This is a genomic window from Comamonas sp. Z1 (assembly GCF_008121555.1).
GTDB lineage: Bacteria > Pseudomonadota > Gammaproteobacteria > Burkholderiales > Burkholderiaceae_C > Comamonas > Comamonas thiooxydans.
In genome coordinates, this window is sequence record NZ_VOQT01000010.1 from 49818 (window position 1) to 64094 (window position 14277).

Here is a 14277-nt window from a genome sequence, read left to right on the forward strand (position 1 = left end):
AGATCTGATGCAGCGGCTCAGATATCCAGGACCAGGCGCTCGCTCTTGCAGCCGGAGACGCAGACCATCATGACCTTGTTGCCGGCGCGCTCCTTGGGGCTGAGCACCGAGTCGCGGTGGTCGGGCACACCTTCCAGCACGCGGGTCTCGCAGGAGCCGCAGACCCCTTCGCAGCAGCTGTGGTCCACATCGACACCGGCGTCCAGCAGCGTGTCCAGCAGGGATTTCTCGGGCGTGATCTCGATGAAGCGGCCGCTGCGCTTGAGCTCCACCGTGTAGTTGCTGCGCGCATCGGACGATGCCTTGACCTCCACCGGCGTGAAGCGCTCGATGTGGGCGTTGGCATGGCCGAGCTCGGCGCAGAACTTCTCGAAAGCGTCGAGCATGGGCGTCGGGCCGCAGGAATAGTGGTGCAGGCCCGCGTCGGGTGCGCGCTGCGCCAGCAATGCCTTCAGGTCGGGCGGTCCGCCCGCTTCCGCATCGAAGTGCAGATGCAGCGGCATGCCCAGGGCCTGCAGCTCGGCCAGAAAGGCCGCGCTCTTGCGCTCGCGCGCAAAGTACAGCATCTCGAATGAATGCCCCAGGGCCTTGAGCCGGCGTGCCATGCACAGCATGGGCGTGATGCCTATGCCGCCGGCCACCAGCACCGAATGCGTCGCCGCCTCGTCGAGCGCGAAGTGGTTGCGCGGCTCGGAGATGGTGATGGGCATGCCCACGCGCAGCGACTCGTGCACGCAGCGCGAGCCGCCGCGGCTGGCGCGATCGCGCAGCACGCCGACCACGTAGCGGTGGCGCTCGCTGCTGTCGTTGGACAGGGAATAGCTGCGCACCAGCCCGTTGGGCAGGTGCAGGTCGATATGCGAGCCGGCCGTGAAGGCCGGGAACTCGCCGCCATCGACCGGGCGCAGCTCCACGCTGATGGTGTCCTGGGCCTCGAAGCGCAGCGTGTGCACAAAGGCCTGCAAGCTGTTGCTCATGATGCGATGCCTTCGTCGATCTGTTCCTGGGCCTGACGACGCAGGTGACGGCGCAGGCGCACCAGGCCGATGTCATGCTGGTAGAGGTTCTCGCGCTCATTGGCGTCGGCTTCCATCTGCTCCATCATGATGCGGTCCTGCTCCAGCACGGCCCAGTGGCGCGCCTCGAGGCGGTTGCGGTAGAGGAAGCGCCAAGTGTCGCGCATCCAGCCCTGCACCTTGCGTGCACGCCAGAAGAACACGGCGCACAGGTCGGAGCTGATGGGCGTGACGCAGGCGACGATGGCGAAGTTGCCGCCGGGGCCGCCGGTCTTGGGATAGGGAATCTCCAGGCGCATCCACTGCGCGCCGGTTTCGCCGTATTCGGTCCAGTCAAAGTTCACGCCGCGCTGGCCGACCTTCTCGAACACGAAGCCGTGATCGGTGTCACGCACCTGGAAGCTGGCCTTGCTGTCGCCCTCGGCCATGGAGTGCGACTGCTTGTGCAGAAAGGTGCCGTGCATGGGGTCCATGACGTTGTCCAGCGCGTAGCGGTAGTCGCTGCGCCACTCGGCATAGCACAGGAAGTTCGAGTACTCGGGAGAGCTCAGCTCCTCGGGCAGGCTGAAATCGGGAGCCTCGTCCACATGCTTGTCGCTGTTGTAGAGGAAGATCGCGCCGTGCATCTCGCGCACATGGAAGGCCAGCGCTGCGCGCGAGCCTTCGAGCTTGCAGCCGGGACTGCCGGGCACCTTGGTCACCGTGCCGTCACAGCGCACTTCCACGCCGTGGTAGGGGCAGGCCAGGCGGTCGCCCAGGATCACGCCCTGGGACAGCGGCGCGCCACGATGCGGGCAATGGTCTTCGAGCGCATGGACCTGGCCGGCAGCATCGCGCCACAGCGCGATCTTGCGGCCGAAGCGGCGCAGCGAGACAGGCTCGGTCTTGACGAAATCCGAAGGGCAGACCGCATACCAGAGGTTCTTCAGACCCGTATTGAGCAGACGGTCCACCGGATCGATGGTGATGGTTTGTACGTTCATGGGGTACTCCTGTCCTGTTCTGTCTCAATAGCCCAGACGGGCCATCAGCGCCTGAAAGCTGACTTCGGTCCAGGGCTCGCCGTTCTCGCCGGCAGGGCCGCTGCGGTTGATGTAGGCCACCAGCTCGGGCAGCGTCTGCACGCCCTCGCCGAAGGCGCGCTCAATGGAGTCGCCCAGCAGGTCTTCAAACAGGGTGGAGGCGCGCTCGCGCGCCTGATGCGGCTCGAGATATCGATCAGCGGCCATGGTTCTCTCCTTCGAAAACTGTCTTGAATCGTGGTTCGGTTTCATTGCCCGGAGCGCTGCGTGCCACCCGTATCGCGTGAAACTGGCGCGGCCCGACCTCAGGGACACCGAGGAAGGGCCTGGGCCGGCCACGCCGCCCCGCACCGAGGGTGTCGGGCGCCGTGCAACGGGAAGGCGCGAAGCGACTCAGGGGGTAGGTCATTCAATCAGCCCGGATATCCAGGTCCTTGATGAGCTTGCCGAAGCGGTTGTAGTCGGCAGCGCTGGTCTTTTCCAGACGTGCCGGCTCGCCGCCCGCAGGCAGGGCGCCGAAGGCAGCCATCTTGCTGACCACATCGGGCATCTTCAGAATTTCATTGAGATGGGTGTTCAGCAGCTTGACGGTCTCGGGCTTCATGCCCTTGGGACCGAACAGGCCTTGCCAGGCCGACACTTCCACATCCTTGACGCCCTGCTCGGCCAGCGTGGGCACATTCGGTGCCAACGGGCTGCGCTGGGCATCGGCCACGGCCAGCACATTGACCTTGCCGCCTGCGTAGGGCGCGATGGGGCCCCAGGTCATGAAGGTCGTGGGAACATGGCCGCCGATCAGATCGTTGACTGCGGGCGCCACGCCTTTGTAGGGAATGTGGGACAGCTTGGTGCCAGCGGCCTTGTTGAACATCTCGCCCAGGATGTGCATGGGCGAGCCGCTGCCCGGGCTGGCATAGGTCAGGCCGTCGCGCTTGCCCTGGCTCGCCAGGGTCTTGATATCCTTGATGCCCGATCCCTGGCTGGCAGCCACGAACATGGGCTGCACGCTGGTCTGCACGATGGGCGTGAAGCCGCCGAGCACGTCATAGCTCGAACCCGCGTTGGTCTTGAGCACGAACTGGGCGATGGCAAAGGTATTGGGCGCCAGCAGCAAGGTGTAGCCGTCGGGCGCGGCCTTGGCCACATGCACGGTGCCGATGGTGCCGCTGGCACCGGGCCGGTTGTCCACCACCACGGGCTGGCCGAGTCGCTGGCCCAGCTTCTCTGCATACAGGCGCGCCATGGCATCGGTATCGCCGCCGGCCGGATAGGCCACGACGATGGTGATGGGCTTGCTCGGATAGGCTTGCGCCAGCGCGGAACCGGACATCTGGGCTGCAGCCAGCAATGCAGCAGAGATAACTACCTGGCGACGAATGTTCTTCATGGAATAGCCCGTGGGGTTGTGGAATCGTGGTGGGAGGGATGCCGGCCAGCCGATGCTGCCAATGCCTCTTAATGCTTCTTGTCGGTCAGGAACTTGCCGTCGGCGGCGCCCGCGCCCTTCTGGCGTCGGGTGTTGCCGTCAATGCCGCCGTCGATGGCCCATTCGGCAAACACCGTCGGACCGGGCTCGAACTCGCGCGGCTGCCAGTCGGCAGTCAGCTGGTCCTCGTCGGCGTAGTACTCGACCAGGGCGCCGGCCGGATTCTTGAAGTACCAGAAATAGGCCGAGGACACGGGATGGCGACCCGGGCCGAGCTGGGTGTCCCAGCCGCAGCGCGAGATATGCATGCCGCCGCCAAAGACTTCGTGGATGTCGCGCACGGTGAAGGCCACATGGTTCAGGCCCGCATGCTTGTCGGGGCGCTGCAGCAAAAAGATGTCGTGGTGTCCGCCATCGGGCGCGGTGCGCAGAAAAGCGCCACGCTCGGGATAGCGGTCCGAGGCCGCAAAGCCGAAGTTCTCCACATAGAAGCGCTCGCAGGCCTGCACGTCCTTGACGAAGAACACCACATGGCCGACCTCGATGGGCTGGGCGCGCTCATAGGCCGGGCTGGCCTGGTTGATGCGGCCCTTGCGGTCCCAGGTGTTGTACTCGGCGCTTTGCATCTGCACATCGCGCTTTTGCGTGAGCTGCAGGCGCACGGCCAGGCCGTTGGGGTCGGTGCAGCCGATACGTCCGCCGTTCGGGCCACCCTGCTTCACAAAGCCCGGTAGCTGTGCAATACGGCCTTCGTAGAGCGCCAGGTCAGCTTCGCTTTCCACGCCCCAGACCACCTCGCGCAGCGTGGGGCCGGCCTCGATGGCGGGCGGCAGGCCGGGGTGGCCGGTGGCGGCCACAATCACGCGGCAGCCGTTCAGGGTTTCAAACACCAGCCGGTCGGCCTGCTCTTCGGCGAGGCTCAGGCCCCAGTCCAGGAAGAACTGGCGGCAAGCCGCCAGGTCGTCGGCGCCGTAGCTGATTTCGTCAATGCCCAGTACGCTCATGATTTTTCCTTAGTTGGCCCAGGCTAGGGGGTTTGCGTTCAGGCCCCAGTACATGCTTTTCTGCTCCATGTACTGCTGTATGCCCAGACGGCCTTTTTCACGGCCCAGGCCGCTGTCGCGCCAGCCACCGAAGGGCGTGGAGATGGAGAACTGCTTGTAGGTGTTGATCCACACGGTGCCGGCCTGCACCGCGCGGCCGATGCGCCACGCGGCCTTGTAGTCGCGCGTCCAGATGCCGGCGGCCAGCGCGTAGACGCTGTCGTTGGCCTGCTCGAGCAAGGCCTCTTCGTCATCGAAGGGCATGGCCACGAGCACGGGGCCGAAGATCTCCTGCTGGCAGATCTGGTCGTTATTGCTCACACCTTCGAGGATGGTCGGGCGGTAGTAGTAGCCGCACTCGTACAGCGCTCCCTCCGGGCGATGGCCGCCGGTGCGCAGCTGACCGCCTTCGGACAGGCCAAGCTGCACATAGCTCTCTATGGATTCGCGGTGCTTGGCGGTGATCAGCGGGCCCATCTGGGTGCGTTCGTCGGCCGGGTCGCCCACGCGAAGCGCGGCGGCCTTGGCGGTCAAGCGCTCCATGAAGTCGCCATAGAGCTTGCGCGCCACGAACAGGCGCGAGCCCGCTATGCAGGATTCGCCCGAGGAGCTGAAGATGCCGTAGAGCACGCCGTTGACGGCGTGGTCAAGGTCGGCGTCTTCCAGCACCATGGTGGCCGACTTGCCGCCCAGCTCCAGAGAGACGGGCATCATCTTGTCGGCCGCGATGCGGGCGATGTGCTTGCCGGTGGATGTGCCGCCGGTGAACGATACGCGCTTGACCAGCGGGTGCTTGGTGATGGCGTCGCCGATCACCGAGCCTCGGCCGGGCAGCACGCTGACGATGCCCTTCGGAACACCCGCTTCCTCGCAGATCTTCGCCAGCTCCAGCGCCAGCAGCGGCGTGGCTTCGGCAGGCTTGACGACCACCGCGTTGCCGGCCGCCAGCGCGGGGGCGAGCTTTTGCGCCTCGCTGGCGATAGGCGAGTTCCACGGCGTGATGGCCGCGACCACGCCCATGGGCTCGTAGACGCTCATGGTCATGAAGTCGCCACGCGAGGGCGTGATGGTCTCTTCCATGGTCTCGCAGGCCGCCGCGAAGAACTGGAAGGTGCCGGCGGCGCTGGCCACCAGAGCGCGCGTCTCGCTGATGGGCTTGCCGTTATCGAGGCGCTGCAGCTGGGCCAAGGGCTCAGCGCGTTCGCGGATCAGCTGGGCCACGCGGTGCAACACAGCGGCGCGCTCATGGGGCTTCTTCTGGGCCCAGCCGCTGGTGCGGAAGGCGTGGTCGGCCTTCTCTATGGCCTCTTGCACATCGGCCAGGCTGGGGGCGCGCAGGCGGCCCACCACCTCGCCGGTCGCGGGGTACAGCGTGGCGGATTCGTCACCGCCGCCCAGGCGCCATTCGCCGGCGATATTGATGGGGAGCAGTTCTAGCTTGGACATGGTGAAACTCCTCACTGAGCCTTGGTGGTGGCAGGGATCTGGTCCAGCTTGTTCACCGGAGGGCCCGAGAACGTGGTCTTGAAGCTGCCGATGGCGCGCATGTCGATCTCGAGCAGAAAGGGCCCCTTCTTGCCCCAGGCGCCTTCAAGCACAGCGGGCAGCTCGTCGAGATGGCTCACGCGGGCATGGGGCAGCTTGATGGACGCGCACAGCTGGGCGTAGTCGGGCGTGTGCAGCTCCACATAGCAGCGGCGGCCGCCGTAAGAGGCGTCCTGGATGTTCTGGATCACGCCATAGCGCTGGTCGTTCATCAGCACGATCATGGTGTCGCACTCTTCCTGCACCAGAGTGGCGAGCTCGCCCAGGTTCAGGATGAAGCCGCCGTCGCCGGCCAGGCCCAGGGTCTTGCGGCCCGAGCCGCTTTCGGCCGCGCCGATGGCTGCACCGATGGCCATGGGCATGCCCATGCCGATGCCGCCGCCCGTGGCGTGCACGCCGGCGTTGGGCTCAAAGAAACGCAGCTCGCGGTTGCCCCAGGTGCTGTTGGAGACGGTCACGTCGCGCACCCAGTTGAAGTTGCGGCCCACAGCCTGCTGCAGCTGCTGCACCAGGGCGCTGTAGGGCCCCAGGCCGTCGCGCATGGTGGCCACGACTTCGTCGTGCACCTGGCGCAGATCGGCCAGCAGCTCGGGATCAGCCTTGTAACCGCGCGCTTCCAGGCGGTCGGCCAGACCGTTCAGGGCCAGAGCCGAGTCGCCGCAGACAAAGCCGTCATCCATATAGCAGCGGCCTTGCTGGGCGGCGTCCACATCGATGCGCAGCAGCGGGCGCGGCAGCTTGAGTTCGTACTTCAGCGTCTCGTTGCTGCGCAGCCGCGTTCCCACGGCCAGCATGGCATCACAGCGCTGGTAGAAGGCCTCGACGGGCTTCTGGATGTTGTAGGCGCCCAGCGATGCGGGATCGTCCTCGGGCACGATGCCGCGGCCCTGGCCGGTGCTCACGATACCGAAGCCCAGGGCCTTCAGGCGCTGCACCGCAGCGCCGGCATGGCGGGCGCCGCCGCCCAGCCACAGCAGCGGGCGCCTGGCCTTGGCCAGTTGCTCGGCCAGTGCGTCGAGCGCGGTCTCGCTGGGTGCCAGCACAGCCACCGGCAGCGGCGACAGGTCAGCGGGCATGTCTATCAGCGCCTGCTGGATGTCGATGGGGATCTCCACACTGACCGGGCCCGTGGGGGCGGTCATCGCGGTCTGCACCGCGGCCTTGAGCGTGGACAGGCAGGTCTCGGCGCTCAGCACGCGGAAAGCGGCCTTGGAGACGGACTTCAGCATGGTCAGCTGATCCGGCGCCTCGTGGATGTACGACAGCTTCTTGTCCAGGTACTGGGTCTCGATCTGGCCCGTGATGTGCAAGAGCGGCGTGCCGGCCGTATAGGCTTCCACCAGGCTGCCGGCGATATTGCCCGAAGCCGGGCCGGTGCTGGTGATGCACACGCCCAGGCTGGAGGTGGAACGCGCGCAGGCGTCGGCCATATTGCCCGCGCCGGCCTCGCCGCGTGCCATCACAAAGCGCAGCTTGCCGCGTGCAAACATCGCGTCGAGGATGGGCATGTTGTGAATGGAGATCACCCCGAAGGCGGCCTTCACGTCGCAGTGCTCGAGGAATTCGGCAATGACGGCGCCGACGGTGATTTGGGTTGCGTTAGGCATGGCGGGAAAGGCCTCCGGAAACATCGATATGGCTGCCGGTCGTGTATGACGACAACGGCGTGGCGAGATAGAAAATGGCGCGGGCGGCTTCAGCGGGTGATCCCAGGCGGCCCAGCGGAATGGACTTCTTGCGGGCCAGCTCGGCACTCCACTGCTCCCAGCTCTGGCTGCGGTCCTCGCGGGCCTCGAAACGGCGGCGCCACTGGCCGGACTCGATCAGGCCTACCAGGATGCCGTTGACGCGCACGCCCTTGGGCGCGAACTCGGTGGCCATGGAGCGCACCAGGTTCTTGAGGCCGGCGCGCGCCGCCGAGGTCGCGACCATGTGGGGCTCGGGCTGGGAGGCCAGCAGCGAGTTCACGCAGACAATTGCCGGCTCGCTGCCGCGCTCGAGCTGGGGCAGAAAGGCGCGCGTGGGATGCAGCACCGAGAAGAACTTCAGGTGCAGCTCCTCGGTCCAGGCTTCATCGCTGGTGTTCTCGAAGGTCGAGACACGGCCCTGACCGGCGTTGTTGATGAGAATGGAGGCCGGGCCCAGCGCCGCTTCGCTGGCGCGCGCAAACTGCTGCACCTGCTCGGCATCAAGCACGTCGCAAGCCTGGGCGAACAGGCGCGCGCCGGCCTCGGGGTGGCGCTCCAGCAGCTGCTTGACGGCCTGCTCCAGACGCTCGGGGTTGCGGCCGCACAGGGCCACGCGGGCTCCCTGGGCCAGCAGCAGCTCCACGGTGGCCAGGCCTATGCCCGAAGAACCGCCGGTGACGACGGCCGTGGCGTCGAGTTTGAAATCATGCATGGCCGCCTCCTGCGCGCCTTGAAGTGATGGACAGAACCTGCGCGCTGGACTGCGGCCGGTAGTTGAGCAGCTCCGACAGTTCGTCGGCCGCCGCGCAGACACGCGGCACCAGCTCCGTCTGGCGCTCGGGGTCGATCTGGGCCGAGGCCAGGGTCACGCCCAGGGCCGCGATGACGCGGCCGCTGTGGTCGCGCACGGGCGCGGCGATGGTGGAGATCGAGCTTTCGTAGAAACCGGCACCGGCCACATGGCCACGCTCGCGATCGGACTGAACCAGGTCGAAGAGCTCGACCACGGTCCTGGGCGTATTGGGCGAATGGCCTTCCAGATGCTCTTCGGGATAGAGGGCACGCAGCTCGGGCAGCGAGAGATCGGCCAGCAGGATGCGACCCAGCAGCGTGGCATGGGCAGGCAGCCGCGTACCCACGCGCACCGAGCTGGTCAGCGGCGTCGGCGGCGTGACCTTGGCCACATAGACGATGGAGCGGCCGTCGCGCACCACGATGTTGCAGGGGAAGCGGATTTCCTCGCACAGCCGCGCGATCACGGGCTGGCCCAGCTCGGTCAGGTCCATGGAGGACAGGAACTCGAAGCCCAGACGCAGCACGGACAGGCCCAGCCGGTAGTCGTTGCCGCCCTCGGCGCGCTGCAGAAAGCCCATGCTCTCCAGCGTGTTGAGCATGCGGAACACCGTGGCGCGCGGCAGCTGCAGGCGGCGCGCCAGCTCAGGCGCGCCCAGCGTGGCATTGCCGCGGCCGAACTCCTGCAGCAGGCGCAGACCGCGCTCCAGCGCGGGCACCATGTACTTGTCGGAGCCGCCGTCGACGACGCTGTCGGTCGCACTATCGGATGGGGAAGAACCTGACATCTCCAACTCCTCAATTCGTTGCAGGCGTAGCCAGAAGCTGGGGACACCGAGGAAGGGCCGCCCCGCACCAAGGGTGTCGTCCCCCTTTGGGGGGCGCCGTGCAACGGGAAGGCGCGCAGCGACTCAGGGGGCTCTTCATTTTTCAGTTCATGACGAAGCCGCCGTTGACGGGCAGAACCTGGCCCGTCACAAAGCGCGCACCGTCCGACAGCAGATAGGACACGGCACCCGAGACATCCTCGGGACCTTGCTCGCGCTGCAGCGCGCGCTGGTCGATGTAGAGGCGGTGGCGATGCTCGGGCACGTACTCGGTGGCCTCGACCAGCACCAGACCCGGAGCCACGGCATTGATGGTGATGGCATCCGCGCCCAGCTCGCGCGCCATGGAGCGCGTCATGGCCATCACGGCGCCCTTGCTGGCCACATAGGCCATCAGGTTGGGCGCACCCCACATGGCAGTGTCGGAAGCCAGGTTGACGATGGCACCGCGCCCGCTGTCCTTGAGCGCAGCACGGCAGGCACGGGTCATCAGCCAGACGCCACGCACATTGACGTTCATCACCTGATCCCACTTTTCCAGGGCGATGTCGTCCATGCCCTTGCCGCCGGAGTCCGTCACGGCCGCGTTGTTGACCAGACCGTCGAGGCCGCCCAGGGTCTGCACGGCCTGCTGTGCGCACTGTTCTATGGAAGCCGGGTTGCTGGCATCAAAGGCGACGCCGTGAGCCTCGAAGCCCATGGCGCGCAGCCTGGCTACGGCTTCGCTCAGCAATTCGGCGCGCAGATCGGCCAAGACGAGCTGTGCCCCCTGTTGGCACAGCGTCTGAGCAAAAGCAAAACCCAGGCCGCGGGCAGCGCCGGTCACAAGGATCCGGCGCCCAGCGAGCTGACTGGTGGAAGGCATGGTGTTGAGGGTCATCTTAAACCTTGTTTGTTTCAAATATGAAATGACACTTTTTTCTTGAAACAAGACTGCAGTTTAGTGAGCTTCTTTTGAGTCAATACCCGGAAAAACCCGTAGTCAGCACACCACAGCGACATACGGGCGTAAAAAAACCGCGACAAGCGCGGTTGAAAGGAAAACGGGGCAACAGAAGGTATCCAGTATGCAGTTGTCGGCAGGCTGGATCGAAGTCATCAATATCAATAGCTTATAGCGACCATCAATGAATAATTTCAGGCTTAAAACACCAAAAAAAATAATATTTATCAATCGTTTACAGCTATCAAAAGATTAGCAAACAGCCTGCTTCTTCGCGGGCGTCAGGCGCAGAAAATCCAGCACCACGCGTTGCGCGTAGCGGCTTGCCACGGTGCGCACGAAATCCGAAAAATCCACATGGGCGCTGTCGTCCGCCCGGTCCGAGATGGTGCGCATTGCGGTAAACGGCGTGCCGTAATCCAGGCAGGTCTGGGCCACGGCAGCGCCCTCCATCTCCACGGCCAGCACGGCATGGCCGGCTGCCTCCAGATCGGCTCTGAGCTGTGCGCTGGCCTGGCGCGAGCTGACAAACTGATCGCCGCTGGCAATCAGGCCCTGATGCACGCGGGCCGAAACATACGAAGCCACGATACCGGAGCGCAGCGCCGAGTCTGCGGCCTGCGCCAACCGGTCCGTCGCCGCCTCGTCGCAGGCCAGGGTGCTGCAGCCGTAGCCGGGCAATTGCCAGCGCGGAAAGATCGGCGAGGCATCCATGTCATGCTGCAGGAAAGTCCGCGCGATCACCACATCGCCCACGTTCACGTCCGCGCCGATGCCGCCAGCCACGCCGGTGAACAGAATGCCGCGCACGCCAAAGCGCTCGATCAGCGCGGCGGTGGTGGTGGCTGCGGCCACCTTGCCGATGCCCGACAACGCGCACACCACCTCGTGGCCATGCAGCCGGCCCAGCCAGAAATCGCGCCCGGCATGGCGCAGGCATTGCATGTCCTGCATGGCGTCGACCAGGCCGTGTTGTTCTTCGGCAAGAGCGCTGAGAATGGCAAGCGTCATGGATGGGGATACTCCGAACATGGGCCTCTAGGCCCTGGTGAAAGCACAAAAGCGGCACTGGGCCGCTTTTGTGGGAAGCGCAAGAGGCGCGATTAGAGCATGATGGTTTACTGCGCCACGATATTGTGGCTCTTGACCACGGGCGCCCACAGCGCGGTCTCCTTGCGGATCAGCTCGCCAAAGGCATCGCCCTTGACCACCCAGGGGGTCATGCCCTGCGCCTTGAGCTGGTTCTGCGCGGCCTGGGTCTTCATGACCTTGTCGATGTCCTCGGCCAGCTGCTTGACCACTTCGGGCGGTGTGTTCTTCGGAGCCAGCACGCCATACCAGGACGAAACGGCAATACCCGGAACACCAGCCTCGGCCAGTGTCGGCACATTGGGCAGGAAGCTCGAGCGCGTGGCATCGGTCACGGCCAGGGCGCGCAGCTTGCCCGACTGCACATGGGGCAGCACGGTGGGCATGTTGGCGATCAGCATGGGGATGGTGCCGCCCAGGGCATCGTTCAGGCCCTGCCCCGAGCCCTTGTAGGCCACGTGCATGATGTCGGCACCCGACTTGTCCTTGAACAACTCGCCGGCCAGGTGCAGGCTGGAGCCCACGCCGGGCGAGGCATAGCTGATGGAGTTGGGCTTGGCCTTGGACAGTGCCACCAGCTCCTGGATGGTCTTGGCCGGAACCTGGGGATTGACGACGATGACATTGGCCGCACGCCCCATGGAGGCCACGGGCACGAAGTCGCCGAACACGTTGTAGGGCAGCTTGGGCATCAGCGTGGAATTGATGGTCAGATTGCCCTGAGGCACGACCAGCAAGGTATGGCCATCGGGCTTGGCGCGCTTGACCATGTCGATGCCGATATTGCCGTTGGCACCGGGGCGGTTGTCGACGATGGAGGCCTGCTTGTACTCCTCAGTCAGGCCCGTGGCCAGGATGCGGGACAGGATGTCCACCGCGCCGCCGGCGGGGAACGGCGCAATGATGGTGAACTGACCGCTGGACAGCTGTTCGGCGGCACTGGCAGCGAAGGCCGGGGACATGGCGGCGGGGAGCGCAGCGGTGCAGGCCAGCGCCAGGCAGGACTTGAGGAAGGCGGAACGTTGCATGGTCTTGTCTCCTGGGAGAACGGAAATTTCAAAAAGGCTAAATGCCGATGCGCATCAGGCTTGATGCAGCGCAAAGGCCGGCGGGCAAAGACCTGACACCATGAATGCCATGCTCAGATGGGCGGTGCTTGCGCGCACTTTTACAAACGTAAGCAAGACCGATACCACCGGCACGGCACATGGCTGGAGCGGGTCAGTACCGGGTTAGATGGCCAGGGAAGCCACGTTGTTGAGCACGGCGCGCACCACGCTGTACACGGTCAGCGCCGATGTCTTGGGGTTGGCCGCCAGCGGCTTGCCGCGCATGGTCAGTTCCATGGCGCCGAAAGCACCCCGCGCCTCGACCTGGTGCACGTTCTCCTGAACGGCAGGATCGGCAAACAGACGCACCATGGTCTTGTCCAGGCCCAGGCCCGCCAGCGACAGCGTGGCCGCTACATTGGCATTCTTGGGATAGAGCTGTGCGGCCTCGCGCGCCGAGCCCTCGAAAATGCAGAAGGCCTCGGTCAGGCCGTCCAGATCGCAGACCTGCTCGGCCGGGGTGCCGCTCCATGCCTTGGGTGGCTTGCGGCCCGTGTAGAGCACCGTCTCCAGGCCGCCGACACGCGCCGCAGCCAGGGCATCAATGCCACCGATGGCGCCCGACAACAGCTGGGCCTGCGTCTTGCCGGCCTCGGCCGCAGCCTGTACGCGATCGGCCATGCCCGGTGCGCTCAAGGCACCTATGGATGCGATGACCGCAGGAATGCCACGCGCAAGCGCCGGCAGCACATGCTCCTCGATGGCTGCATGACCCGCGCATTCCACGAGAAGATCCGGCACCGCATCGCCGGGCAGGGCCTGCAGCAGTTGCGCCTGTGGCGCCAGGCGGGCAGCCGTCTCGCGCACGGCTGGCGTGATCTCGGGAACCAGTACCCAGCCCACCTGCAACCGGGTATCTCCGCTCAAAAGCTCCAGCACACTGGAGCCAATCGCGCCGCAGCCAATCAAAGCAATATTTTTCATCTCTAGCCTCCTGAAAAATGCGCTGGCCCGGCGTGATCGGGGTCAGCGCAAATGGTCCGGGTGCTGCTGGCGCAAATGAGCGGACAGAGTCTCTGCCGCCTGCTGCACCTTCTGCACCCAGAGCTGGGTTTTTTCGGGCCCCAGCTCGGTAAACGGAATGGCCATGGCCAACCCCGCAACCACCCGCCCGTCTGCGGCGCGCACCGGCGCTGCAATACTCGAAACGCCAGGCTCGTAAAAGCCCTCGCCCATGGCATAGCCACGCTCGCGATCCTCGGCCAGCAGGCGCAGCAGCTCGTCGATATTGCGCGGCGTGCTCTCGGAGAACTGGGGCAGTTCCTCGCCACCAAACACCGAGCGCAGCTGCGCGCCGTCCATGTCATGCAACAGGGCTCGTCCCAGCACCGTCGCATGCGCCGGCAGACGCGAACCCACGCGCACAGCGCCCTGGAATGCTCCGGACGGAGTGACGCGTGCCACATAGACCACGGAAGTGCCGTCGCGCAATGCAAGATTGCTGGTCATGCCCAGCTCATCGCACAAGGCCTGCAGCACAGGCTCGGCCAGTTGCGCCAGCGGCTGAGTGGACAGGTAGTCATAGCCCAGGCGCAGCACGGCCAGACCGAGCCGGTATTCGGTGCCGCTGCGCTGCAGATACCCCGAGTTTTCAAGCGTGGTCAACATGCGAAACACCGTGGAGCGCGGCAGCTCGAGGCTGCGCGCCAGCTCGGGTGCGCTCCAGACCGGTTGCGCCGGGCCAAAGCAGGCCAGCAGGCGCAGTCCTCGGTCCAGAGCGGGCACGGTGTAACGGTCTTGTTCGTTGGTTGAAATCTCGGAGGTTTCGCTCATAGCA

14 protein-coding genes are annotated in these 14277 nt (G+C 65.5%); all 14 read right to left on the reverse strand.

What is annotated here, in order from left to right:
- Positions 1–17 precede the first annotated feature (17 nt).
- Positions 18–977: a PDR/VanB family oxidoreductase gene (locus FSY45_RS17480; RefSeq protein WP_004340351.1), complete on the reverse strand. Its 960-nt coding sequence runs from the start codon at positions 975–977 to the stop codon at positions 18–20.
- Positions 974–1999 carry an aromatic ring-hydroxylating dioxygenase subunit alpha gene (locus FSY45_RS17485; protein ID WP_003060441.1) on the reverse strand — a complete coding sequence of 342 codons (1026 nt, stop codon included), beginning with the start codon at positions 1997–1999 and terminating at the stop codon, positions 974–976. Before FSY45_RS17485 ends, FSY45_RS17480 begins: the two co-directional genes overlap by 4 nt.
- A gap of 24 nt (positions 2000–2023) precedes the next feature.
- Complete coding sequence (locus FSY45_RS17490; RefSeq protein ID WP_046460460.1) at positions 2024–2245, reverse strand: recombinase-like helix-turn-helix domain-containing protein; 222 nt, start codon at positions 2243–2245, stop codon at positions 2024–2026.
- 202 nt (positions 2246–2447) lie between these two features.
- A complete protein-coding gene (locus FSY45_RS17500; RefSeq protein ID WP_046460459.1) occupies positions 2448–3425 on the reverse strand; it encodes a tripartite tricarboxylate transporter substrate binding protein in 978 nt (325 codons plus the stop codon).
- A gap of 68 nt (positions 3426–3493) precedes the next feature.
- Positions 3494–4468: a VOC family protein gene (locus tag FSY45_RS17505; protein ID WP_046460458.1), complete on the reverse strand. Its 975-nt coding sequence runs from the start codon at positions 4466–4468 to the stop codon at positions 3494–3496.
- Between the two features lie 9 nt (positions 4469–4477).
- A complete protein-coding gene (locus FSY45_RS17510; protein ID WP_046460457.1) occupies positions 4478–5953 on the reverse strand; it encodes an aldehyde dehydrogenase in 1476 nt (491 codons plus the stop codon).
- A gap of 11 nt (positions 5954–5964) precedes the next feature.
- On the reverse strand, positions 5965–7659 hold the full coding sequence (locus FSY45_RS17515) for a thiamine pyrophosphate-binding protein (protein WP_046460507.1): 1695 nt from the start codon (positions 7657–7659) through the stop codon (positions 5965–5967).
- Complete coding sequence (locus FSY45_RS17520; RefSeq protein WP_046460456.1) at positions 7652–8452, reverse strand: SDR family oxidoreductase; 801 nt, start codon at positions 8450–8452, stop codon at positions 7652–7654. The genes FSY45_RS17515 and FSY45_RS17520 overlap by 8 nt, the downstream gene beginning before the upstream one ends.
- The gene (locus tag FSY45_RS17525) at positions 8445–9320 is read right to left on the reverse strand and encodes an IclR family transcriptional regulator (RefSeq protein ID WP_046460455.1); all 876 of its coding nucleotides are present in this window, start codon (positions 9318–9320) and stop codon (positions 8445–8447) included. Before FSY45_RS17525 ends, FSY45_RS17520 begins: the two co-directional genes overlap by 8 nt.
- A gap of 142 nt (positions 9321–9462) precedes the next feature.
- The gene (locus FSY45_RS17530) at positions 9463–10239 is read right to left on the reverse strand and encodes an SDR family oxidoreductase (RefSeq protein ID WP_046460454.1); all 777 of its coding nucleotides are present in this window, start codon (positions 10237–10239) and stop codon (positions 9463–9465) included.
- Between the two features lie 315 nt (positions 10240–10554).
- On the reverse strand, positions 10555–11313 hold the full coding sequence (locus tag FSY45_RS17535; protein WP_046460453.1) for a 5'-methylthioadenosine/adenosylhomocysteine nucleosidase: 759 nt from the start codon (positions 11311–11313) through the stop codon (positions 10555–10557).
- Positions 11314–11420: 107 nt separating this feature from the next.
- Entirely contained in the window at positions 11421–12419 is a 999-nt protein-coding gene (locus FSY45_RS17540; protein WP_046460452.1) for a tripartite tricarboxylate transporter substrate binding protein, read from the reverse strand.
- A 204-nt stretch (positions 12420–12623) separates the two neighbouring features.
- Complete coding sequence (locus FSY45_RS17545) at positions 12624–13424, reverse strand: aspartate dehydrogenase (RefSeq protein WP_046460451.1); 801 nt, start codon at positions 13422–13424, stop codon at positions 12624–12626.
- Between the two features lie 42 nt (positions 13425–13466).
- Complete coding sequence (locus tag FSY45_RS17550) at positions 13467–14273, reverse strand: IclR family transcriptional regulator (RefSeq protein WP_004340321.1); 807 nt, start codon at positions 14271–14273, stop codon at positions 13467–13469.
- Positions 14274–14277 lie beyond the last annotated feature (4 nt).

Coding starts and splice junctions, on each gene's coding strand:
- FSY45_RS17480 (WP_004340351.1), bottom strand. CDS start 977: ATGAGCAACAGCTTGCAGGCCTTTGTGCACACGCTGCGCTTCGAGGCC.
- FSY45_RS17485 (WP_003060441.1), bottom strand. CDS start 1,999: ATGAACGTACAAACCATCACCATCGATCCGGTGGACCGTCTGCTCAAT.
- FSY45_RS17490 (WP_046460460.1), bottom strand. CDS start 2,245: ATGGCCGCTGATCGATATCTCGAGCCGCATCAGGCGCGCGAGCGCGCC.
- FSY45_RS17500 (WP_046460459.1), bottom strand. CDS start 3,425: ATGAAGAACATTCGTCGCCAGGTAGTTATCTCTGCTGCATTGCTGGCT.
- FSY45_RS17505 (WP_046460458.1), bottom strand. CDS start 4,468: ATGAGCGTACTGGGCATTGACGAAATCAGCTACGGCGCCGACGACCTG.
- FSY45_RS17510 (WP_046460457.1), bottom strand. CDS start 5,953: ATGTCCAAGCTAGAACTGCTCCCCATCAATATCGCCGGCGAATGGCGC.
- FSY45_RS17515 (WP_046460507.1), bottom strand. CDS start 7,659: ATGCCTAACGCAACCCAAATCACCGTCGGCGCCGTCATTGCCGAATTC.
- FSY45_RS17520 (WP_046460456.1), bottom strand. CDS start 8,452: ATGCATGATTTCAAACTCGACGCCACGGCCGTCGTCACCGGCGGTTCT.
- FSY45_RS17525 (WP_046460455.1), bottom strand. CDS start 9,320: ATGTCAGGTTCTTCCCCATCCGATAGTGCGACCGACAGCGTCGTCGAC.
- FSY45_RS17530 (WP_046460454.1), bottom strand. CDS start 10,239: ATGACCCTCAACACCATGCCTTCCACCAGTCAGCTCGCTGGGCGCCGG.
- FSY45_RS17535 (WP_046460453.1), bottom strand. CDS start 11,313: ATGACGCTTGCCATTCTCAGCGCTCTTGCCGAAGAACAACACGGCCTG.
- FSY45_RS17540 (WP_046460452.1), bottom strand. CDS start 12,419: ATGCAACGTTCCGCCTTCCTCAAGTCCTGCCTGGCGCTGGCCTGCACC.
- FSY45_RS17545 (WP_046460451.1), bottom strand. CDS start 13,424: ATGAAAAATATTGCTTTGATTGGCTGCGGCGCGATTGGCTCCAGTGTG.
- FSY45_RS17550 (WP_004340321.1), bottom strand. CDS start 14,273: ATGAGCGAAACCTCCGAGATTTCAACCAACGAACAAGACCGTTACACC.